The organism is Pseudomonas sp. H11T01, from assembly GCF_048515765.1.
Classification (GTDB): Bacteria; Pseudomonadota; Gammaproteobacteria; order Pseudomonadales; family Pseudomonadaceae; genus Aquipseudomonas.
The window spans coordinates 347,397-369,880 of the sequence record NZ_JBLYED010000003.1; the positions used below are offsets into that span (position 1 = coordinate 347,397).

The 22,484-nt window shown below is 58.8% G+C and carries 20 protein-coding genes and 1 pseudogene; 15 read left to right on the forward strand and 6 right to left on the reverse strand.

Going from position 1 to position 22,484, the window contains the following annotated elements; all coding sequences use genetic code 11:
* The first annotated feature begins 51 nt into the window (after positions 1 to 51).
* The 9 genes from ACN1C3_RS05990 to ACN1C3_RS06030 all read left to right on the forward strand — a co-directional run bounded on the left by ACN1C3_RS05990 (position 52) and on the right by ACN1C3_RS06030 (position 9,707).
* Positions 52 to 1,362 carry an ABC transporter substrate-binding protein gene (locus ACN1C3_RS05990; protein ID WP_419114874.1) on the forward strand — a complete coding sequence of 437 codons (1,311 nt, stop codon included), beginning with the start codon at positions 52 to 54 and terminating at the stop codon, positions 1,360 to 1,362.
* A gap of 166 nt (positions 1,363 to 1,528) precedes the next feature.
* A complete protein-coding gene (locus tag ACN1C3_RS05995) occupies positions 1,529 to 2,455 on the forward strand; it encodes a carbohydrate ABC transporter permease (protein ID WP_419114875.1) in 927 nt (308 codons plus the stop codon).
* A 10-nt stretch (positions 2,456 to 2,465) separates the two neighbouring features.
* Entirely contained in the window at positions 2,466 to 3,296 is an 831-nt protein-coding gene (locus ACN1C3_RS06000; RefSeq protein WP_419114876.1) for a carbohydrate ABC transporter permease, read from the forward strand.
* Positions 3,297 to 3,393: 97 nt separating this feature from the next.
* On the forward strand, positions 3,394 to 4,497 hold the full coding sequence (locus tag ACN1C3_RS06005; RefSeq protein ID WP_419114877.1) for an ABC transporter ATP-binding protein: 1,104 nt from the start codon (positions 3,394 to 3,396) through the stop codon (positions 4,495 to 4,497).
* A 16-nt stretch (positions 4,498 to 4,513) separates the two neighbouring features.
* A complete protein-coding gene (locus ACN1C3_RS06010) occupies positions 4,514 to 5,989 on the forward strand; it encodes a mannitol dehydrogenase family protein (RefSeq protein WP_419114878.1) in 1,476 nt (491 codons plus the stop codon).
* 127 nt (positions 5,990 to 6,116) lie between these two features.
* Positions 6,117 to 7,613 carry a xylulokinase gene (gene xylB, locus ACN1C3_RS06015; RefSeq protein ID WP_419114879.1) on the forward strand — a complete coding sequence of 499 codons (1,497 nt, stop codon included), beginning with the start codon at positions 6,117 to 6,119 and terminating at the stop codon, positions 7,611 to 7,613.
* A 13-nt stretch (positions 7,614 to 7,626) separates the two neighbouring features.
* Positions 7,627 to 8,565 carry a carbohydrate kinase family protein gene (locus ACN1C3_RS06020; RefSeq protein ID WP_419114920.1) on the forward strand — a complete coding sequence of 313 codons (939 nt, stop codon included), beginning with the start codon at positions 7,627 to 7,629 and terminating at the stop codon, positions 8,563 to 8,565.
* A gap of 353 nt (positions 8,566 to 8,918) precedes the next feature.
* Positions 8,919 to 9,182, forward strand: coding sequence for a DUF2790 domain-containing protein (locus ACN1C3_RS06025; RefSeq protein ID WP_419114880.1), 264 nt, complete (start codon positions 8,919 to 8,921; stop codon positions 9,180 to 9,182).
* A gap of 126 nt (positions 9,183 to 9,308) precedes the next feature.
* On the forward strand, positions 9,309 to 9,707 hold the full coding sequence (locus ACN1C3_RS06030) for a hypothetical protein (RefSeq protein WP_419114881.1): 399 nt from the start codon (positions 9,309 to 9,311) through the stop codon (positions 9,705 to 9,707).
* On the opposite strand, the gene ACN1C3_RS06035 is transcribed toward ACN1C3_RS06030, so the two are convergent.
* From ACN1C3_RS06035 to ilvA, 3 genes and pseudogenes are all read right to left on the reverse strand, one after another.
* Positions 9,704 to 9,976, reverse strand: a complete 273-nt coding sequence (locus tag ACN1C3_RS06035; RefSeq protein WP_419114882.1) for a DUF1652 domain-containing protein — start codon at positions 9,974 to 9,976, stop codon at positions 9,704 to 9,706. The two genes, ACN1C3_RS06030 and ACN1C3_RS06035, sit on opposite strands and share 4 nt — an antisense overlap.
* 129 nt (positions 9,977 to 10,105) lie before the next feature.
* Positions 10,106 to 10,582, reverse strand: coding sequence for a hemerythrin domain-containing protein (locus tag ACN1C3_RS06040; protein ID WP_419114883.1), 477 nt, complete (start codon positions 10,580 to 10,582; stop codon positions 10,106 to 10,108).
* A 272-nt stretch (positions 10,583 to 10,854) separates the two neighbouring features.
* Positions 10,855 to 11,859 (reverse strand): annotated as a pseudogene (gene ilvA / locus ACN1C3_RS06045) (threonine ammonia-lyase, biosynthetic); the annotation flags it as partial.
* Between the two features lie 256 nt (positions 11,860 to 12,115).
* On the opposite strand from ilvA, the gene ACN1C3_RS06050 reads away from it, so the two are divergent.
* Positions 12,116 to 12,439 (forward strand): DUF2834 domain-containing protein, encoded by a 324-nt coding sequence (locus ACN1C3_RS06050; RefSeq protein WP_419114884.1) that lies wholly within the window; start codon positions 12,116 to 12,118, stop codon positions 12,437 to 12,439.
* 85 nt (positions 12,440 to 12,524) lie between these two features.
* On the opposite strand, the gene ACN1C3_RS06055 is transcribed toward ACN1C3_RS06050, so the two are convergent.
* Positions 12,525 to 13,676: a PQQ-dependent sugar dehydrogenase gene (locus ACN1C3_RS06055; protein WP_419114886.1), complete on the reverse strand. Its 1,152-nt coding sequence runs from the start codon at positions 13,674 to 13,676 to the stop codon at positions 12,525 to 12,527.
* 53 nt (positions 13,677 to 13,729) lie between these two features.
* Positions 13,730 to 14,119 carry a hypothetical protein gene (locus ACN1C3_RS06060; protein WP_419114887.1) on the reverse strand — a complete coding sequence of 130 codons (390 nt, stop codon included), beginning with the start codon at positions 14,117 to 14,119 and terminating at the stop codon, positions 13,730 to 13,732.
* A gap of 225 nt (positions 14,120 to 14,344) precedes the next feature.
* Between ACN1C3_RS06060 and ACN1C3_RS06065 the strand changes: the two genes are divergently transcribed.
* Both ACN1C3_RS06065 and ligD read left to right on the forward strand, forming a co-directional pair.
* Positions 14,345 to 15,220 (forward strand): Ku protein, encoded by an 876-nt coding sequence (locus ACN1C3_RS06065; RefSeq protein WP_419114888.1) that lies wholly within the window; start codon positions 14,345 to 14,347, stop codon positions 15,218 to 15,220.
* A 32-nt stretch (positions 15,221 to 15,252) separates the two neighbouring features.
* Positions 15,253 to 17,790, forward strand: coding sequence for a DNA ligase D (gene ligD, locus ACN1C3_RS06070; protein WP_419114889.1), 2,538 nt, complete (start codon positions 15,253 to 15,255; stop codon positions 17,788 to 17,790).
* A gap of 160 nt (positions 17,791 to 17,950) precedes the next feature.
* Here the strand turns inward: ligD and lpxO are convergent, their stop codons facing one another.
* A complete protein-coding gene (lpxO, locus tag ACN1C3_RS06075) occupies positions 17,951 to 18,850 on the reverse strand; it encodes a lipid A hydroxylase LpxO (RefSeq protein ID WP_419114890.1) in 900 nt (299 codons plus the stop codon).
* Positions 18,851 to 19,139: 289 nt separating this feature from the next.
* Here lpxO and ACN1C3_RS06080 point away from each other — a divergent pair, with 289 nt between their 5' ends.
* From ACN1C3_RS06080 to ACN1C3_RS06090, 3 genes are all read left to right on the forward strand, one after another.
* Complete coding sequence (locus ACN1C3_RS06080) at positions 19,140 to 20,015, forward strand: alpha/beta fold hydrolase (protein ID WP_419114891.1); 876 nt, start codon at positions 19,140 to 19,142, stop codon at positions 20,013 to 20,015.
* Positions 20,016 to 20,111: 96 nt separating this feature from the next.
* On the forward strand, positions 20,112 to 21,416 hold the full coding sequence (gene dctA, locus ACN1C3_RS06085) for a C4-dicarboxylate transporter DctA (RefSeq protein ID WP_419114892.1): 1,305 nt from the start codon (positions 20,112 to 20,114) through the stop codon (positions 21,414 to 21,416).
* Between the two features lie 78 nt (positions 21,417 to 21,494).
* Positions 21,495 to 22,409, forward strand: coding sequence for a LysR substrate-binding domain-containing protein (locus tag ACN1C3_RS06090; RefSeq protein ID WP_419114894.1), 915 nt, complete (start codon positions 21,495 to 21,497; stop codon positions 22,407 to 22,409).
* Positions 22,410 to 22,484: the final 75 nt, after the last annotated feature.

Below are 22,484 nucleotides of genomic sequence, written 5' to 3' on the forward strand. Positions count from 1 at the left end.
AAACAATAACTGTCCTTCTGCTGCCCGCCGGGCGTAGAAGAGGAGTGCGCGATGAAACCCTCTGTAAAAGCTCTGCTTGCCTGCACCTGCATGACCCTCAGCGGCGTCAGCCTTGGCGCACAAACCCTGACCATTGCCACGGTCAACAACAGCGACATGATCCGCATGCAAAAGCTCTCGAAAACCTTCGAAGCCGAGCACCTGGAAATCAAGCTCAATTGGGTGGTGCTGGAAGAGAACGTCCTGCGCCAACGCCTGACCACCGACATTGCCACCCAGGGCGGCCAGTTCGATGTGCTGACCATTGGCATGTACGAAGCTGCACTCTGGGGCGCCAAGGGTTGGCTGGAGCCGATGAAAGACCTTCCCGCCGCCTACGACCTCAACGATGTATTCCCTTCGGTGCGTGAAGGCCTTTCGGTCAAGGGCACGCTCTACGCCCTGCCGTTCTACGCCGAAAGCTCCATGACCTACTACCGCACCGACCTGTTCAAGGACGCCGGTCTGACAATGCCCGAGCACCCAACCTGGGAGCAGATCGGCGAGTTCGCTACCAAGCTGAACAAGCCCGAGCAGGATCAATACGGTATCTGCCTGCGCGGCAAAGCCGGTTGGGGCGAGAACATCGCACTGATTTCCACCATCGCCAACGCCTATGGCGCGCGTTGGTTCGATGAGAAATGGCAACCGGAATTCAATGGTCCGGAATGGAAGAACGCGCTGAACTTCTACGTCGACACCCTGAAGAAATCCGGCCCGCCGGGTGCGTCCAGCAATGGTTTCAACGAAAACCTCGCGCTGTTCAACAGCGGCAAGTGCGCCATCTGGGTCGATGCCACGGTGGCCGGTTCCTTCGTCACCGACAAGAGCCAAAGCAAGGTCAGTGAGCATGCTGGTTTCGCTTTCGCCCCCCATCAAGCGAGCGACAAGAGTTCGGCCTGGCTCTACTCCTGGTCGCTGGCCATTCCGGCCAGTTCCAAATCCAAGGACGCGGCAAAAACCTTCACCAGTTGGGCGACCTCCAAGGAATACGGCGCACTGGTCGCCGAGAAAGACGGTATCGCCAATGTACCGCCAGGCACTCGCGCTTCGACCTACAGCGAGGCCTATATGAGCGCCGCGCCGTTCGCCAAGGTGACGCTGGAATCACTGAAAGCCGCCGACCCGAGCAAGCCGACCCTCAAGCCTGTGCCTTACATCGGCATCCAGTTGGTGACCATTCCCGAGTTCCAGGCGATTGGCACTCAGGTCGGCAAGCTGTTCTCTGCCGCGCTGACCGGCCAGAGCACCGTCGACCAGGCACTGGCCGCCGCCCAGCAAACCACCGAACGTGAGATGAAGCGCGCCGGTTATCCGAAATAACCGTGGGAACTACTGTGGAATTACCTGTGGGAGCGGGCTTGCCCGCGAAGAACGATGACGCGGTGCGCCTGACGAATCTGCGTCGCTCCATTCGCGGGCAAGCCCGCTCCCACAGGTTCCGCGCCCTCCCGGATATGCACCTGCACTTTTATCGGTCCTGATTGCCATGAATACTTCAACGCTCAAAGCACATATGGAAATTCCCCAGCCGGTTCGCAAAAGCCGTCTGACCAATCCCGGCTGGTTTCTGGTCAGCCCCTCGGTCGCTCTGTTGTTGCTCTGGATGATCGTGCCGCTGGGCATGACCCTGTACTTTTCGCTGATCCGCTACAGCTTGCTCTACCCCGGTGAAAACCAGTTCGTGGGGCTGGACAACTTCACCTACTTCCTGAGCGACTCGGGCTTCCTGCCCGGCGCCACCAACACCCTGTTGCTGGTGGGAAGCGTGCTGCTGATCAGTGTGGTGCTCGGCGTGTTGATCAGCGCCCTGCTGGAGGCCAGTGAGTTCCTCGGTCGCGGCATCGTCCGGGTCATGCTGATCTCGCCATTCTTCATCATGCCGACCGTGGGGGCGCTGATCTGGAAAAACCTGATCTTTCACCCGGTCTCGGGGATTCTCGCCGCGGTGTGGAAGCTGTTCGGCGCCCAGCCGGTGGACTGGCTGGCCCATTACCCGCTGCTGTCGATCATCATCATTGTGTCGTGGCAATGGCTGCCCTTCGCGATCCTGATCCTGATGACCGCCATGCAGTCCCTGGACCAGGAACAGAAAGAAGCCGCGCGCCTGGACGGTGCCGGCCCGATCGCGATCTTCTGGCACCTGACTTTGCCGCACCTGGCCCGCCCGATTGCCGTGGTGGTGATGATCGAGACGATCTTCCTGCTCTCGGTGTTCGCCGAAATCTTCACCACCACCAACGGTGGCCCCGGCTTCGCCTCGACCAACCTCGCCTACCTGATCTACAACCAGGCGCTGGTGCAATTCGATGTTGGCATGGCTTCGGCTGGCGGCTTGATTGCGGTGGTAATCGCCAATATCGCGGCGATTGTCCTGGTCCGGATGATCGGCAAAAACCTGACAGACAAAGCCTGAGGCCTGCGCCATGACCCTTCAACAATCCCGTCGTCTGCAAAGCCTGCTGCTCGGCACCCTGGCCTGGGCCATCGCCATCCTGATTTTCTTCCCGATCTTCTGGATGGTGCTGACCAGTTTCAAAACCGAAATCGATGCCTTCGCGACCCCACCACAGTTCATCTTCACTCCGACACTGGAGAACTACCTGCACATCGAAGAGCGCAGTGGATACATAAGCTTCGCCTGGAACTCGGTGGTGATCTCCTTCAGCGCCACCGCCTTGTGCCTGTTGATCGCGGTGCCGGCGGCCTATTCCATGGCGTTCTATGAAACCAAACGCACCAAAGGCACGTTGCTGTGGATGCTCTCCACCAAGATGCTGCCACCGGTGGGCGTGCTGATGCCGATCTACCTGCTGGCCAAGAGTTTCGGCCTGCTGGATACGCGGATCGCGCTGATCGTGATCTACACCCTGATCAACCTGCCGATCGTGGTCTGGATGATTTACACCTACTTCAAAGACATCCCCAAGGACATCCTCGAAGCCGCCCGCCTCGATGGTGCAACGCTGTGGCAGGAAATGGTCCGGGTGTTGCTGCCGATCGCCAAGGGAGGTCTGGCGTCCACCGTACTGTTGTCGCTGATCCTGTGCTGGAACGAGGCCTTCTGGTCGTTGAACCTGACCTCCTCTCACGCCGCGCCGCTGACTGCCTTGATCGCCTCCTATTCAAGCCCCGAAGGCTTGTTCTGGGCCAAGCTCTCGGCCGTTTCCACACTGGCCTGCGCGCCGATTTTGATCTTCGGCTGGATCAGCCAGAAACAGCTGGTGCGCGGCCTGTCCTTCGGCGCGGTGAAATAGCATTCCACGATCAATGTAGGAGCTGGCGCAGCCTGCGATCTTTTGATCTTCAAGGCAGCGCACGCTCAACCTGAACAATTAAAAATGGAGGCCCATCATGGCCAACCTGAAAATCAAGAATCTGCAAAAAGGTTTCGAAGGCTTTTCCATCATCAAGGGCATCGACCTGGAAGTGAACGACCGCGAGTTCGTGGTCTTCGTCGGCCCGTCCGGCTGCGGTAAATCCACACTACTGCGGCTGATCGCAGGTCTGGAGGAAGTCAGCGGTGGGACCATCGAGCTCGATGGCCGCGACATTACCGAAGTGAGCCCGGCCAAACGCGACCTGGCCATGGTGTTTCAGACCTACGCCTTGTACCCGCACATGAGCGTGCGCAAAAACATGTCCTTCGCCCTCGACCTGGCCGGTGTGCCCAAGGCCGAAGTCGATAAAAAGGTCGGTGACGCTGCACGGATTCTCGAACTGGAACCAATGCTCGAGCGCAAACCGAAACAGCTGTCCGGCGGTCAGCGCCAGCGTGTGGCCATCGGCCGGGCGATTGTGCGTAATCCAAAAATCTTCCTGTTCGATGAACCGCTGTCCAACCTCGACGCCGCCCTGCGGGTGCAAATGCGTCTGGAGCTATCGCGGCTGCACAAGGAACTGCAAGCGACAATGATCTACGTGACCCACGACCAGGTCGAAGCCATGACTCTGGCCGACAAAGTGGTGGTACTCAATGCCGGACGCGTCGAGCAGGTCGGCTCGCCGCTGGAGCTCTATCACCAGCCTGCCAACCTGTTTGTAGCCGGCTTCCTCGGCACTCCAAAAATGGGCTTTCTCAAAGGCAAAGTCAGCCGAATCGAGGCTCAGGGCTGTGAAGTCGAACTGGACGCCGGCACCCGCATCCGCCTGCCGCTCAGTGGCCGGAGCTTGAGCGTCGGCAGCCCGATCACCCTGGGGATTCGCCCGGAACACCTGAACCTGGCGCAACCGGGCGACTGCACCTTGCAGGTCACAGCCGATGTCAGCGAGCGCCTGGGCAGCGACACGTTCTGCCACGTGGTGACCGCTTCTGGCGAAGCCCTGACCATGCGCATTCGCGGTGACCTGGCCAGCCGTTATGGCGAGAAGCTGAGCCTGCACCTGGACGCTGAACACTGCCATTTATTCGATGCCGACGGTGTGGCGGTGACCCGACCGCTGCGCGCCGCCGCCTGATCGCCGAGAGCTCAACATGAAACTGAACAAACAGAACCTTAGCCGTCTGGCACCTGAAGTGGCCGTACCCGCCTATGCCGTGGCGGACACCCGGCAAGGCATCGCGCATATCGGAGTCGGTGGTTTTCACCGCGCCCATCAGGCGTATTACACCGACGCTTTGATGAACGTGGGCGTTGACCTGGACTGGAGCATCTGCGGCGTCGGCCTGCGTCCCGAGGATCGCCGCGCCCGGGATGACCTGGCCGGCCAGGACTACCTCTTTACCCTGTATGAACTGGGCGACACTGACGACACCCAAGTACGGGTGATTGGCGCCATCAGCGACATGCTGCTGGCCGAAGACGGCGCCGATGCGCTGATCGACAAGCTCGCCAGCCCGCAGATTCGCATCGTCTCGCTGACCATCACCGAAGGCGGTTACTGCATCGATGACAGCAACGGCGAATTCATGGCGCACTTGCCGCAAATCCAGCATGACCTGGCCCATCCGGGCAGCCCGAAAACCGTGTTCGGTTTTCTCTGTGCCGCCCTGGCCAAACGCCGCGCCGCCGGCACTCCGGCGTTCACCCTGATGTCCTGCGATAACCTGCCGCACAACGGCACGGTGGCCCGCAAGGCGCTGCTGGCCTTTGCCGCCCTGCGCGATGCCGACCTGCACGACTGGATCGGCGCCCACGTCAGCTTCCCCAACGCCATGGTCGACCGCATCACGCCAATGACCAGCGCCGCCCATCGGCTGCAACTGCACGACGAACACGGCATCGACGATGCCTGGCCGGTGGTCTGTGAGCCCTTTGTGCAATGGGTGCTGGAAGACAAATTCGTTAACGGTCGTCCGGCCTGGGAAAAGGTCGGCGTGCAGTTCACCGATGACGTCACGCCCTACGAAGAAATGAAGATCAAACTGCTCAACGGCAGCCATCTGGCTCTGACCTATCTAGGGTTTCTCAAGGGTTATCGCTTCGTTCACGAGACCATGAACGACCCGTTGTTCGTGAGTTACATGCGCGCCTATATGGACCTCGACGTCACCCCGCAACTGGCGCCGGTCCCGGGAATCGATCTGGCGCGCTACAAGGACACGCTGGTGGAGCGTTTCTCCAACCAGGCGATTGCCGATCAACTGGAACGGGTGTGCTCTGACGGCTCGTCGAAGTTTCCCAAGTTCACCGTGCCGACCATCAATCGGCTGATCGCCGATGGTCAGGAAACAGAGCGGGCAGCCTTGGTGGTCGCCGCGTGGGCCCTGTATCTGAAAGGCGTCGATGAGAATGGCGAGCGCTACAGCATTCCCGATCCGCGGGCTGAGTTCTGTCAGGCATTGGTGGCGGATGATGTGCTGATCACTCAGCGGTTGCTCGCGGTTGAGGAGATTTTTGGTACGGCGATTCCTGAGTCGCCCGAGTTCGTTGCGGCGTTTGAGTGGTGCTTGAACAGCTTGCGCGAGGATGGGGTGACGAGGACGCTGGAGAAGCTACTCGCAAACTGATCGTTCCCACGCTCTGCGTGGGAATGCAGCCCGTGACGCTCCGCGTCACACCAAGAGCGGACGCAGAGCGTCCAGTGAGGCATTCCCACGCGGAGCGTGGGAACGATCAATCTCAGCAGGTCTTTGCATGGCAAACCAAACACTATTCCTCGGCATCGACTGCGGCACCCAAGGCACCAAAGCCATTGTCCTCGACTCGGTCAGCGGCAAGGTCCTGGGCCAGGGCGCCGCCGTCCACAGCATGATCAGCGGCGCCAATGGCCGTCGCGAGCAAGACACTGACCAGTGGCTTGGTGCCTTGATGCTCTCGACGCGCAGGGCATTGCAGGACGCCAATGTCAGTGGTCAGGACATCCTTGGTATCGGTGTCTCCAGCCAGCAGCATGGCTTGGTCCTGCTCGGGGACGAAGGCCAGGTGCTGCGCCCGGCCAAGCTCTGGTGCGACACCGAGTCCACCCCGGAAAACGACCGACTGCTGGCTCATCTGGGCGGCGAACGCGGTTCGCTGGAGCGTCTCGGTGTGGTCATCGCGCCGGGGTATACCGTGTCGAAACTGCTCTGGACCAAAGAGCAGCATCCTGAGGTTTTTGCTGAAATAGCGACGATATTGCTGCCCCACGACTACCTCAATTACTGGCTGACCGGCCGCCGTTGCACCGAGTACGGTGATGCCTCGGGCACCGGCTATTTCAATGTGCGCAGCCGTGAATGGGATGTTTCATTGCTCAACCATATCGACCCTGGCGGTCGCTTGGTGGCCGCCTTGCCACAACTGATCGAAGCCCGTACACCTGCAGGCACTTTGCTGCCTGAAATCGCGGTGCTGCTGGATCTCAATCCCAACGCGCTGGTCTCCAGTGGCGGCGGCGACAACATGATGGGCGCCATCGGTACCGGCAACATCCAGCCCGGCGCGATCACCATGAGCCTCGGTTCCTCCGGCACCGTGTATGCCTATGATGAACAGCCGCACGTCAGCCCGGATGCGTCGGTGGCGACCTTCTGCTCATCCAGCGGCGGTTGGCTGCCGCTGATCTGCACCATGAACCTGACCAACGCCACAGGAGTGATTCGTGAGCTGTTGGAGCTGGACATTGAACGCTTCAATGCCTTAGTCGCCGAGGCCCCCATCGGTGCCGAAGGCGTGTGCATGCTGCCGTTCCTCAACGGCGAGCGAGTTCCCGCCCTGCCCCATGCCACCGGCAGCCTGTTGGGCTTGACCATGACCAATCTGACCCAGGCCAACCTGTGTCGTGCAGTGGTCGAAGGCACCACCTTCGGTTTGCGCTATGGCCTGGACCTTCTGCGCAATAACGGCTTGCAGAGCCGCAGCATTCGACTGATTGGCGGCGGCTCAAAAAGTCCAATGTGGCGACAGATGGTCGCCGATGTCATGAACACCCCTGTGGTCTGCACCGAACAAAGCGAGGCCGCGGCTCTGGGTGCGGCGATTCAGGCTGCCTGGTGCGAATCCGGGGTCACCGGAACAGGGCAAAGCCTGCTTGAACTGTGCGAGCGTTGTGTCAGCCTCGATCCGGCCAGCGAAACCTTGCCCGTTGCGGCCAGCGTGGCAGCCTATCAACAGGTTTATGAACGCTATCAACAACATGTAGCGACCCTTTAAAGAGCGAATGACTATGTATTTGGTGTGTGGCGAAGCGCTGTTCGATTTCTTCAGCGAAAACGAGGCCAGCGGTCAGGCCTCAAAAGTGAATTTCAAAGCAATTGCCGGCGGCTCGCCGTTCAATGTGGCCGTGGGTTTACGGCGTTTGGGCATCGACGTGGCACTGTTCGCCGGTCTGTCCACCGACTACCTGGGCCGGCGTCTGCTGCAGGTGCTGCGGGATGAAGGCGTGCGCCCGGATTACCTGCTGGACTTCGATGCACCGACCACCCTGGCGATGGTCGCCGTCGGCGCCAACGGTTCACCGCACTACAGCTTCCGCGGTGAAGGCTGTGCCGATCGCCAATTGCTGCCAGCGCATTTGCCTGAACTGGGCGATGACGTGCGCGGGTTGCATATCGGTTCGTTCTCGCTGGTGGTGCAGCCGATTGCCGACACCCTGCTCGCCCTGGTACGCCGGGAAAGCGGCAAACGCCTGATCAGCCTGGACCCTAACGTGCGGCTCAATCCTGAGCCGAATATCGAACGCTGGCGCGAACGCATCAGCACCTTGGTCGAGCATGCTGACCTGATCAAGGTCAGCGATGAAGACCTGAACCTGCTCTACCCCGAGCGCGATCCGCAGAGCGTAATCGAAGGCTGGCTGGAGCACCGTTGCCAGCTGGTATTCCTCACCCGTGGCGGCCAGGGTGCAACGGTATTCAGCCGCCGCCATGGCAGCTGGTCGGTGCCGGCCTGCTCCGTGGTGATGGCCGACACCGTGGGTGCCGGCGACACCTTCCAGGCGGCATTGATCGCCTGGCTGACCGAACAGCAGCTTGATTCAGTAGATGCCCTGCAACGTCTGACCCGCGAACAGATCAACGCCATGCTCACCTTCGCCGTCAGCGCCGCCGCCCTGACCTGCAGCAAAACCGGACCGGATTTGCCGTATCGGCATCAGCTCGACTGAGATCAGGCCAGGATCTGTGTCGCTTGTTCGACCGTCATCGCGAGCAAGCTCGCTCCCACATTATTAGACCTCTGGTGAACACATTATTTGTGGTCGCCGCAGATCAAATGTGGGAGCGAGCTTGCTCGCGATGAGGCCAGAACAGACAACACAGATCCTGGCCCGAACCTCATTGGCCGATAACCATTGCACCTCAGAAAAGCTGTTAGCTCCCTACTTAATAATCGGTTAATCCTGCGGTCCAAAAGTAGACAGGACCGCGTTGGCGCAGAAGATTTCTGACGCTCTGCGCGGAAGGTCCGACGCTGTTTTTAGCATCGGGCTGACGATTCAGAGCACATCGGAGAATTCTCATGAACAGTCGTATGTTGCTGGTTGCAGGTGTCCTCGGCCTTTCTGCGTTTGCCGGTGCAGTGCAGGCCGATACCACCACCGTCCAACCTGTGCCTTATCACTACGGGATGCCATTGCATGTGGCCAAGGTGGTTTCCATGACTGAGCCGTCAACGATGGAGTGCAAGGTCATCACTGCGGATATGAAGTTCATCGATACGGCAGGCAAGCTTGAGGAAATCACTTACAGCAAGCTGTCGGATGCGTGCAGTTATCAGAACTGAGTGGCACAACCCAATGCTGGCAGCTCAAGGTCATTGCTGCCAGTGATGTGGCCGTCCAGCGATGTTCCTGGCCGTTGTCAGGCGGTATGCTTGTGCGCTTGATTCTTACTGCCGCAGGGATCCGCCATGCAGTTCACCTTTCGCTCGCTCGCCACTTTCACCGCTGCGCTGTGTTTCGTTTTGGCAATTGTCTGGGGCTTTTTTCCGGACGTACTGCTGTCGATCTGGGGCATCGAGTACTCCGGCGCGACCGGCTTGGTGTCCAGGCGCTCTGCTGTATTGTTTCTGGCGTTTAGCGTGGTTTTTTATCGGGCACGGCGGGCGCCACCTTCAAGTACTCGCAGGGCCGTGAGCACCGGTATGGTGGTGGCCTGTTTCGGCTTGGCGGCGTTAGGTCTTGGCGAATGGCTCAATGGTCATGCCGGGCCTGGGATCTTGCTGGCGGTAATAGTTGAAATCGCGCTTGGCCTGGGTTTTATCCAGACCAAGCGCATCGCTATCGAACTCGCAGAAACCACTGGCTAATGCGGTTTCGCCCCTGAGCCGACGAAAGGTTGGCTACCAGGATGGTGTTCAAGGTCGTAACGCAATTCTGCGATCAGATCGCCAATCTCGCGGCAGCCATTGAGGCGCTCCGCTTTTATGCCTGTGACTACCAATTCCACGCGGTCGGTTTCGTGGTCGCCATAGACCTTCACCGTCATTGATAAATCAGGGGATAAAGTGCATTGGCAACGTTTAGGCAGAAAACTGCTTTCAATCATTCTTCGTAGTTCCAAGGCAGAAAGAAACATTGTGACCCTCTCCTTTATATGAAACTGCCAATCAGTTTTAGTCAGTACCATGTGTATTTGGGAGCCCCCTGGCCTGGGTCGCTTCCTGCATTACCCCACCGACCCTGGAGAGCAATGCCAACTCCTAGACTAGGCCGCTTTTCCGATCCCTGTAAGCTCTTTTTTCATCTGTGATTTAAAAGCCTCCATCTGTGCGCCGAGCTCCTCCAGTTTGGCCTTGCCGAGGAGTTTTCTCGCCTGAGGAAACATCTCGGTTTCCTCTTCTTCTATATGGTGCTCCAACAGTTCCTTGACCACCTTCACCCGTCCGGAAAACTCCGGGGTGCCTGGGTCAGTCGCTTTCAAATCGGGTAGCACCAGCGAATCGACAGTGCGATGCTCTTCCTTGGCTTCGTGATACATCACAACCTGCTCCTTGTCGCCTGCCGCCTTGAAGGCTGGATAGAGGATTTCTTCTTCAAGCCGGGTGTGAATGGTGATCTCCATTTCCAGCTTGGCGATCAGCTCGGTGCGTTTTTTCAGAGCCCGCTCAGTGCTTTCACTGAGTTGGCCAAGGATGTCTTTAACGCGCACATGATCTTGTTCAAGCAAGTCAATTGCATTCATTTGGATGTCCTCTGCGCTGAGTGTTCACGGTTATAACGTTTGAATGACTTATACGTGCAACTCGGGTCTCCCCTTAAGTAACCAACCCGCATTAACCATGCCTAAAAAAACCCGAACACACTTATTAATAAATCAATGACTTAGCGCAGATAACATCAACTGGCCTCATGCAAAATGCAAGAACCCAAACTTCGCCACACTGCAATTTGCCAATACAACGTGTCCGCCATTGTGTTGAACGTGCTGAATGACGCTCACGCCGACGCGCCGTTCAGCGCGGCGCGTTCGGCAACATGACGCAGACTGTCAAAGTTGATATTAGCCCCCGAGTCGATCGCCACCAGGGTCTGGCCGCGGATGCCGGTTTGCGCCACGTATTTCTTGATTCCCGCCACGGCCAGGGCGCCGGAAGGTTCGGTGATCGAGCGGGTATCATCGTAGATATCCTTGATCGCCCCGCAGAGTTCGTCATCGCTGACGGTGAGCACCTCATCCACGTGTAGCCGGCAGATCTCGAAGCCATAAGCACCGATCTGCGCGACTGCCACTCCATCGGCGAAGGTGCCGACCTGAGGCAGCACAACCCGCGTCCCGGCTCGCAGGGCAGCTTGCAGGCAATTGGAATGCTCCGACTCGACGCCGATGATCTTAATGTGCGGCCGCAGGTATTTGACGTAAGCCGCGATGCCGGCAATCAAACCGCCGCCGCCCACCGGGACGAAGATCGCGTCCAGCGGTCCCGGATGTTGACGGAGAATCTCCATGGCCACCGTCCCCTGACCGGCGATCACGTCGGGGTCATCGAAGGGTGAGACAAAGGTGCAGCCCGTTTCTTCGGCCAGACGCAATACATGGGCCAAGGCGAACGGAAAACTCTCGCCATGCAACAACGCTTGGGCGCCGCGGGTGCGAACACCGAGAATTTTCAGCTCCGGGGTTGAGCACGGCATCACGATGGTCGCCTTGATCCCCAGCTCCCGAGCCGCCAGCGCCACGCCTTGCGCGTGATTGCCCGCCGAGGCCGTGATCACCCCCAAAGCCCTTTGCGCATCGCTTAACTGCACCAGCTTGTTGTAGGCGCCGCGGATCTTGAAGGAAAAGGTCGGCTGCAAATCTTCGCGCTTGAGCAAGATCTGATTGCCCAATGACTCCGACAGCGCCGGAGCCGGCTGCAAAGGCGTTCGCACCGCAAGGTCGTAGACCGGAGCGGCAAGGATCTTTTTCACGTAGTGCTCAAGCAAAGGCTGGTCGGCGTGGCGGCCTGGGGGATTGCTCATTGACGTCTCCTGGCGTTATTCGAGGCCCCGGAGACAGATAGAGAAAACCCGCCTCTAGGGCGGGTTGGGTGCAGCCGTCAGCTAACCCGCCAAATAAGGAATGGCGGTAATAATGCTTGGCTGGAAATGCAATACGGTTGAAGTCATGGCTCGAAATTAGCCGGGCGCTGATGGCAAGTCAATGGCCAATTGGGTTGAGCGTCTGAGCGGATCCTGTCATCTTCGAATCCGGTTCATCTACCCAAGGAAGGAAAACATGAAAGCTGTGGCACTCCCTTTGATCGCCCTCATCGCCTTCGCCGGCTACACCGTCTCGGTGATGTTGCAGGCCGAGCAGTCGTTGATTGATTTCGGCATCAGCCTGATGTCCCGCCCGGATACTGCGCAAGTGGTTATCGACCTGTATCTGCTGGCCGTCCTGGCCTGTGTCTGGATGTACAAGGATGCGCGCAGTCGCGGTCAGTCGGCGCTTTCGGTGCTTCCCTACCTGCTGATCACCGCGATTTTCGTGTCTGTTGGGCCATTGCTGTACCTGGTGGTGCGCGGTCTTCGCAGGCGAGCTCCAATACTCGCCAGTTAACACAGATCTATAGTCCGCCGATTACTTGTGGCGAGGGAGCTTGATCCCTCGCCACAGGTTCTGCGCTCGATGCCTCTTATTCTGGTCACTCCAACCCAATCCTATACAGCGCCCCATCATCCTCATCGGTCAGCACATACAGATAGCCATCCGGCCCCTGTCTTACATCCCGGATCCGTGCTTTCAGCTCACCGAGCAGACGCTCTTCGTGCACGACCTTGTCGCCTTCCAATTGCAGGCGAATCAGCTCCTGGGATGCCAGGGCGCCAATAAACAGGTTGTGCTGCCAGACTTTGAAGCGGTCGGCATCGTAGAACGCCATACCGCTGATGGCCGGGGATTTTTCCCAGACATGGTGGGGTGCCACGGTGCCTTCGACAGTTTTGCCTTTGGCTTCCGGTATCGGCTCGCCTGAATAATTGATGCCATAGGTCGCCAGAGGCCAGCCGTAGTTTTTGCCGCGTTCGATGATGTTAACTTCATCACCGCCCTTGGGGCCGTGTTCGTTTTCCCAGAGTATGCCGCTCCAGGGGTTCAGCGCCGCGCCCTGCGGATTGCGATGGCCGTAAGACCAAATCTCCGGGCGCACGCCTTGCTGGCCGACAAAGGGGTTGTCGTCCGGCACTTTGCCGTCCGGGTAAATCCGCACAATTTTGCCCTGGAGTTTGTCGAGGTCCTGAGCCGTTATTCGGTCGTTGTTTTCGCCCAGGGTAATGAACAAATAGCCGTGGCGGTCGAACACCAGCCGCGAGCCGAAGTGATAGCCGGTGGAACGCTTGGGCTCCTGACGGAAGATCACCTTGAAATCTTTCAACTGGGTCAAGTCTTCGGACAGTCGTCCGCGACCGACCGCAGTTCCCGCCGTGCCATCCTCACCGCCGCCTTCGGCATACGAGAGATAGACCATGCGATCTGCATTGAAGTCCGGCGACAGCACTATATCCAGCAGACCACCCTGCCCTTGGGCCCAGACCTTCGGCACGCCGGTCAGCGGGGCGGACAGTTTGCCTTCAGGGCTGACAAGGCGCAGGTTACCCGGCCTTTCGGTCACCAAAATGCCTTTTTTGTCCGGCAGGAACGCCAGCGCCCATGGATGCTCAAGACCTTTGGTGATCCGGGTTGCACTGAGGGTGCCCTGCTCGCTCGGGAACTGTTGGTTTTGAGCCGCAAAGACCGGTACTGCGCCTGTCACAAGGACGCCGGCACAGCATATTGCCAGGAGAGTTTTACCCAACATGCACGATTCCTTTTGTCGAGAAAATGACCGGCAATGGCTTAGGTCATCACCGTTCAACGGTTGCTTTCGTCCGAATCTCTTGGGGGAGACTTTGGCTGGAGAGACGGCTGGGTGGAGGGTTTGACCGAACCCGGCGCAGGACCGCTGCGCGGATAGCCGTTACCGATACCGCCATTGTCCAGGGTCGGTGGGCGCGGCACGGGCACGGAATTTGGTGATCGAACCGTCGGGGCGCTGGGCCGAGTGCCTTGCATGCTGTTGGGATTGGCCCGGCGGATCGGACTGTTATAAGGATTGTCGCTGCTGCCCGGCAGATTCTGGGCAAGGAACATCGGTTGGCGCACGGCATCCTGTGCCGTGATTGCTTCAGACCGGGCCTGGGCCAGGTTGCTCAGCAAACCACTCAACGCCAGCACTGTGAAGCTGAGCACGAGCCTGTTCATGGGATCCCTCTTTTATACGTACAAAGACGTTATGCGTTCAAAGACATCACCTTCGATAACACGCTACGCGCAGGGTTCGGATTTGTTAACAAGATAGTCCCGCGGAACATGTAACACGAGTTATCCGGACCGCTGATCCGCCGAAAAACCCTTGGCTGCAACCGACTGAAACTTTGCTGCGGGCCACAGGTCACCTGAACATTAGAGGCTTGCGGGACTACGGCGATGGCACGGGCAATCTGGAAAGGCGCAATCAGTTTCGGGCTGGTGCATATCCCGGTGGCGCTGGTCTCGGCCACCTCCTCCCACGGGGTCGATTTTTCCTGGCTGGATTCACGCAGCATGGACCCGGTGGGCTACAAGCGGGTCAATAAGGTCACAGGCAAAGAGGTCACCAGTGAGCACATCGTCAAAGGTGTGGAGTACGAAAAAGGCCGCTACGTGGTGCTCAGCGAAGAGGAAATCCGCTCAGCGCATCCCAAATCGACCCAGACCATCGACATCTTTGCCTTTGTCGACAGCGAGCAAATCCCGCTGCAACACATCGATACTCCGTACTTCCTGGCACCCGACAAGCGCGGTGGCAAAGTCTATGCCCTGCTTCGCGAAACACTGACTAAAACTAACAAAGTCGCGCTAGCCCAAGTGGTGCTGCATACCCGCCAGCATCTGGCGGCGTTGATGCCGCTCGAATCGGCCCTGGTGCTGGTGATGCTGCGTTGGCCGGCCGAAGTGCGCAGTCTCGACGAACTGGCGCTGGGCAGCGAGGTGACCAAGCCCGACCTGGCCAAGGGTGAGCTGGATATGGCCAAACGCCTGGTGGAGGATATGAGTGCCGATTGGCAGCCGGATGAATACCGCGACAGCTTCGAGGACAAGATCATGCAACTGGTCGACCAAAAAGCCCGCGAAGGCAAGATCGAAACCGTCGAAGCCGATAGCGGTGAAGAGGAGCGCAGAACGGCCGATGTGATCGACCTGACCGAGCTGCTCAAACGCAGCCTTGCGGGTAGAACGCCGAGCAAGTCCACCGCCAAGTCAGGCAAGCCTGCCAGCAAAACCGCCCCGGCTAAAAAAGCCACGAAGACCTCGCGCGGCTGACCATCCCGTGGGCCTGCACAAGGGAATCCGTCATGGCCAAACCTGTGAGTGAGTACAGCCGCAAGCGCAACTTCGACATCACCTCCGAGCCCTCGGACGCACTCCCTTCTGCCAAGGGCAGGAAGGCTACCTCGGCCTTGCGTTTTGTCATCCAGAAACACGATGCACGCAACCTGCACTACGATTTTCGCCTGGAATTGGCCGGCACCCTAAAAAGCTGGGCGGTGCCCAAAGGCCCAAGCCTGGACCCGACACAAAAGCGTCTGGCGGTACACGTCGAAGACCATCCACTGAGCTATGGCAGTTTTGAGGGCACGATTCCCGCCGGACAGTATGGCGCGGGCGACGTGATCGTCTGGGACCACGGTGTCTGGCAACCCCACGGCGACCCCGAGGCGACCTATAAGGCCGGCAAACTGAAGTTCACCCTGATTGGCGAAAAGCTCGCGGGCGACTGGGCCCTGGTCCGCACCCACCTCAAAGGCAGCGGCGACAAGGAGCAGTGGCTGTTGATCAAAGAACACGATAAGCAGGCACGACCCATCAGCGAATACGACATCGTCCAGGCGCAGCCCAAAAGCGTCCTGAGCGATGCCACAGTGGGTGATAAAAGACCCAAGGCGGCTGCAAAGCCAGATGAATCTCCCAGCGTCAAACTCGTGAAAAAGAAAACCGCCACCCTTCCCAAAAGCCTGGCACCACAACTGGCAACACTGGTGGACCAAGCCCCTGCCGGCGACTGGAACTATGAAGTCAAATTCGACGGCTACCGTATCCTCGCGCGCATCGCCGACGGTGAGGTACACCTGTTTACCCGCAACGGCCACGACTGGACCGAAAAGCTACCGTTGCAAGCCAAGGCACTGGCCGCGCTGAAGCTTGAGGACAGCTGGCTCGATGGCGAAGTGGTGGTACTCAATGATCAAGGCTTGCCGGACTTTCAGGCGCTGCAAAACGCGTTCGAAATCGGGCGCAGCCTCGACATCGTCTATTACTTGTTCGATGCACCGTTTCTTGAAGGCGTGGACCAACGCGACGCTCCTGTAGAGGAGCGTCGGGCAGCCTTGAAAAAGGCGATGGAGCGTAAATTCAGCACGCTGTTGCGTTTCTCCGAGGCATTCCCGGCTCATCATCGCGACATCCTCGAAAGTGCCTGCGCGCTGTCGCTGGAAGGTGTGATCGGCAAGCGTGCCGGCAGCCCATACGTGTCACGGCGCAGTGACGACTGGATCAAGCTCAAATGCCGGCTGCGCCAGGAATTTGTGGTGGTGGGCTACACCCGTCCGCAAGGTTCGCGCAGTGGCTTTGGCGCACTGCTGCTGGCGGTCAATGACGACTCAGGACTGGTGTATGCCGGCCGGGTCGGCACCGGGTTCGACGACGCGGCTTTGAAACAGCTTCATGAGCAAATGCAAGCACTTGAACGCGACTCCTCACCTTTGGTCAAAACACTGACATCCGCTCAAGCTCGCGGGGTTCACTGGATCAAGCCGCAGTTGGTTTGCGAAGTCGAATTCGCGCAGTGGACCCGCGAAGGCGTAGTTCGCCAGGCCTCATTTATCGCCATGCGCACTGACAAGCCAGCGAAGGACATTATTCACGAACAGCCGCAATCGGTTCACTCGACAAAATCCAAAGCCGAAAAGGCTGCCCCATCCAGCAGCCGAAAATCCACCGCGACGATTGCCGGGGTCAAGATCACTCATCCGGACCGGGTGATCGACCCGCAAAGTGGCACGCAAAAACTGCAACTGGCAGAGTTCTACAGCACCATCAGCGACTGGATACTGCCGCATCTGTGCGATCGGCCGGTCTCCCTGCTCAGAGCACCGGAAGGCGTCAGTGGCGAGCAGTTTTTCCAGAAACATGCCGAGCGGCTGGCGATCCCCAATATCAAACATCTCGACCCCAAGCTGGACCCTGGGCACGCGCGCCTGATGGAAATCGACAGCGCCCAGGCGTTGATCGGCGCCGCGCAGATGGGCGCCATCGAACTGCATACCTGGGGCGCTACCAGCGACCGGATTGAAACCCCTGACTTCTTTGTGCTCGACCTGGACCCCGACCCAGTGCTGCCCTGGAAAAGCATGGTCGAAGCGACCCAACTGACCCTTTCGGTACTGGACGAACTGGGCCTGGAAGCGTTTCTCAAAACCAGCGGTGGCAAAGGCATGCACGTGATTGTGCCGTTAGCCCGCAAAGACGACTGGGATACGGTCAAGGCGTTCGCCAAAGCCATCGCGCAGTTCTTGACGCAGCAACTGCCAGAACGTTTTACCGCGACCATGGGGCCCAAAAACCGCGTGGGGAAAATCTTCGTCGATTACCTGCGCAACACTCGCGGCGCGAGCACAGTGGCGGCCTATTCGGTACGTGCCCGGCCTGGATTGCCGGTCTCAGTACCGATTGCCCGTGAGGAGTTGAGTGAACTGCGCAACGCTCAGCAGTGGGATATCCGTTCCTTGCCCGAGCGGTTGGAGGGATTGAAAACCGATCCTTGGGAGGGGTATGGCCATCGGCAGAAAATTACGAAAAAGATGTGGGAAAAGCTGGGGGCCAAGAAACCGTGAGGACCGTGTTTTGAGGGTTGTTTTGGCTGAATGCTTCGGCCTCATCGCGAGCAAGCCCGCTCCCACATTTAATCCGCGTCAGCCCACAATGGCGTGACCAACGCAGGGCTAGTGTGGGAGCGGGCTTGCTCGCGATGACTTAATCAGCATTTCGAATGTTCTAGATCAAAACAAAAATCGCCACCAACCCAGCGAAAATCGCCCACTTTTCCAGGTAGTAGAGTTTGCGATTACGCTTTTTAAGCTCTTTTCCACGCAGACGGATTTTGTACAGTTTGGTAAACGCCCGGTTCAAACCACCGGTTTTGTCCCTGGCATCGTTCGGCGAACCGGCAGAAACCATCACGTTGCGGCTAAACCACCTGTTGAAGGCGGCGGCCCAGCGGTATTTCATCGGCCGCTCCACATCACAGAACAAAATAATGCGGTTCTGTTGGGTGGTGTTCTCGGCGTAGTGAATGAATGTCTCATCGAACATCACCGCTTCGCCGTCGCGCCAGTGATAGCGCTCTCCGTCAACCTCGATGTAGCAGCCAGGGTCGTTCGGTGTGTCCAGACCCAAGTGGTAGCGATAAGAGCCCGCATACGGATCGCGGTGACGCACCAGCTTCGAGCCCGGCGGCAACTCGGCAAACATCGCGGCCTTGATCGAGCCTATGCCGTGCAGCAGTTCGGTGGTGCGCGGGCACAGTTTCATCGCCGAAGGATGGCTGTCGCCGTACCACTTCAGGTAGAAACGCTTCCAGCCACTTTTGAAGAAGGAGTTGAAACCCAAGTCGTTGTATTGATCCGAACGCTTGATCTCCCCTGCTTTGAGCAGGTTCTGGCCTTCGGCGCGAATTTCCTCCCAGTGCGTTTGCAAGGGGCTCAAATCAGGAAAATCGGCAGGATCAAGGTACGGACGATTGGGTTTCTTCGAGAACAGGTAGAGAAAACAGTTCACCGGCGCCAGGAACGTCGAGTGGTCGCTCAGCTGGCGGCCGATTTTGTGCCGGACACGGCCACGCAGGTGCACGTACACGATGGATAAAACGTAGAGAGCAACAATGATGATCTTCACGGAAATCGTCACAAGTCAGTAGAGAACATGCCCAAAACATCGGGTATACCGGTACGACGTCAGGCTTTGACAGAAAGCCAGACATGGCCATTGGCTGGTATTTTAGTCACAGTTTGTAACCAAAGGTGAACTAACGTTTGTGAAAATTTGTTTGGCGTATACCGGTGCAAGTTGCACTTTTTAATCATTCCCCTTCAACACACTTCATGAACGAGGCCTCCACGTTTTGCGCCTTGCCCTCAGCGCTGTGGGTTTTACGATGTAGGCGACAATCATAAGGAGTCATCCCATGTTCGCCGGATTCCAGAAAGACCAGCGCCACGTCAATGGTGTGGACATCGCCTACCGCATCAAAGGCACCGGGCCGGGCCTGCTTCTGCTGCACGGCCACCCGCAGACGCACGTCATCTGGCATAAAATCGCCGAACAACTGGCGCAGCACTTCACCGTGGTCGCCTCCGACCTGCGCGGTTACGGCGACAGCAGTAAACCGCCGGCCGATGACCATCACACCCACTACTCCAAGCGCGAGATGGCCCGTGACAGCCTCGCACTGATGAAAGACCTCGGCTTTAGCGAGTTCTCGGTGTTGGCCCACGACCGAGGCGCACGGGTTGCCCATCGGCTGGCCCTCGACCATCCGCAGACGGTGCTACGCATGGTGTTGCTGGATATCGCACCGACCCTGTCGATGTACGCCCAGACCGACGAAACCTTCGCCCGCGCCTATTGGCACTGGTTTTTCCTGATCCGCCCGGCACCGTTGCCGGAGACCCTGATCGAGGCCGATCCCGAGTCGTATTTGCGCAGTGTCATGGGCAGCCGCAGCGCCGGGCTCAAGCCCTTCACCGAGCAAGCTTTCAGCGAATACCTTCGCTGCCTGAAACTGCCCGGAACCGCACGTGGCATCTGTGAAGACTATCGGGCCAGCGCCAGCATAGATCTGGATCACGACCGTGCCGACATCGCTGCCGGTCACCATTTGATGATTCCACTGCTGGTTTTATGGGGCGCCGAAGGCACCGTCGGGCGCTGCTTCGACCCCCTCAAGGAGTGGCAGCACGTCGCCACCGATGTGCGCGGCAAAGCGCTGCCGGCCGGCCATTACCTCGCCGAAGAAGTTCCAGAGTTGCTACTGGACGAAGTGCTGACCTTCCTTCGCTAAACCCACTCAGCCGACCTGACTGAAACCGTCCCGCACAGGCCATCACTGGTCTGTGATGGGTTCGTCTTGCCTAAAAAACGTCTCGAGATAATAAAAATGATAATCAGAAAACTGCTGGGAACCTTGTATATCCAAGTGGTCATCGCCATCGTCCTGGGCGTGTTGATCGGCAACCACTGGCCTCAGGTCGGGATCGACCTCAAGCCGTTGGGCGACGGATTCATCAAGCTGATCAAGATGATCATTGGCCCGATCATTTTCTGCACCGTGGTCTGCGGCATCACCAGCATGCACGACGTGAAACAGGTCGGCCGGGTGGGTGGCAAGGCGCTGCTGTATTTCGAAATCGTCTCCAGCATCGCTCTATTGATCGGCCTGCTGGCCGCCCATGCCCTGCACCCCGGCGTCGGCTTCAACATTGACGTGAAGACGCTCGACACTTCAGCCATCTCAGGCTTTGTCGGCCAGGCCGAACACGGCGACGGCGTCACCGGTTTTCTGCTGCATGTGATCCCAACGACCTTCTTCGACGCCTTCTCCAAAGGCGAAATTCTGCCCGTGCTGTTCGTCTCGGTGCTGTTCGGTCTAGGTCTTGTAATGATTGGCGAAAAAGGCCGGCCACTGGTCGGTGTCATCAACCAGGCCAGCGATGTGTTCTTCCGCATCGTCGGCATGATCGCCCGCGTCGCGCCGATCGGTGCTTTCGGCGCGATGGCGTTCACTATCGGCAAATATGGCCTCGGTTCGCTGCTGCCACTGCTCAAGCTGGTCGGCACGTTTTACCTGACCGCTTTTATCTTTGTGGCCTGCGTGCTCGGCAGCATCGCCCGTTATGCCGGCTTCAGCATTTTTCGTCTGCTGGCCTACATCAAATCAGAACTGTTGATCGTGCTGGGCACCAGCTCTTCTGAATCGGCGCTGCCGCAACTAATGCAGAAGCTGGAAAGCCTGGGTTGCTCCAAAGGTGTGGTCGGCATCGTCGTCCCCACCGGTTACACCTTCAACCTCGACGGCACCAACATCTATATGACCCTGGCGGTGCTGTTCCTGGCTCAGGCAACCAATATCGACCTGACACTGGAACAACAACTCACCCTGTTGGCGGTGGCCATGCTCACCTCAAAAGGCGCCGGCGCGGTGGTCGGGGCCGGTTTTGTCGCACTCGCCGCAAGCCTGGCAGTGGTGCCAACGGTGCCGGTCGCGGCAATGGTCCTGATCCTCGGTGTTGACCGGTTCATGGCCGAATGTCGCTCGCTGACCAATATCATCGGCAACGCCGTCGCGACGCTGGTGGTCGCCGCCTGGGAAGGTGAGCTGGATCGCAGCAAGATGGGGCCCATCGCACTCAAGCGTGGCCGTGCAGCACTGGCCGCCGCGCAGGCCAAGGTTTCAGTCGAGTAAACCCGCAGGAGCGGGCGAGCCGAGAGCTCGCCGTTCCGGTGCTATTCTGGCGGCTCATGCCGCCATTCTTCGTGTGTTATGACTCTCAAGAAAGACACCGTGCCCCTACCCGAAGACCTGCGAGTTTTTCTCACTGTGATCCGCAAGGCCGGCTTCGCTTCGGCGGCGGATGAATTGGGCCTGTCGCCCGCCTACGTCAGCAAGCGTATCCAGATCCTCGAAACCTCCCTCGGCACGCGGCTGTTGCATCGTACCAGTCGGCGTATCGCGTTGACCGAAGACGGCGAACGGGTACAGCGCTGGGCCGTGCGCATTCTTGAAGACTTCCAGCAATTGCACGACGAACTCAGCGACGCCCACGACAGTCCGCGGGGGCGTTTGCATCTGTGCAGCAGTTTCGGCTTCGGGCGAAATCATGTGGCCCCGGCGCTGTCGTTACTCGCTGAGCGCTATCCCGATCTGGAGATTCGTCTGGACCTGTTCGACCGGGTGGTGGATATCGTCAGCGAGGGCTTTGACCTGGAGATCCGCGTCGGCGATGACATTCCCGGTCAGCACATCGGCCGACAGCTGGTGAGCAATCGACGGGTGCTGTGCGCAGCACCGGCCTATCTGCAGCGCCGAGGCACGCCGCAAACGCTGAGCGATCTGGAGCAACACGACTGCCTGGTGCTCAAGGAGCGTGACAATGCGTTTGGCATCTGGAATCTGGAGCGCGACGGCACTCAGGACAGCGTCCGGGTTCGCGGGCCGTTGTCGTCCAATAGCGGGGAGATTGTACTGCAGTGGGCACTGGACGGACGCGGCGTCCTGCTGCGTTCACTGTGGGATGTGAAACCGTTGCTGGAGCAAGGACGACTGGTGCAAGTGCTGCCCGAGTACACCCAAAGTGCCAACGTATGGGCGGTGTACCCGACGCGGCTGGCGTATTCGGGGAAATTGCGGGCGTGTGTGGAGTTCTTGCAAGAGCACTTCAAGGGGTTGTCGATTTAGCCGCGGAGTATGTGCCAAGAGAGTTGATCGTTCCCACGCTCTGCGTGGGAATGCATCCCGTGACGCTCTGCGTCA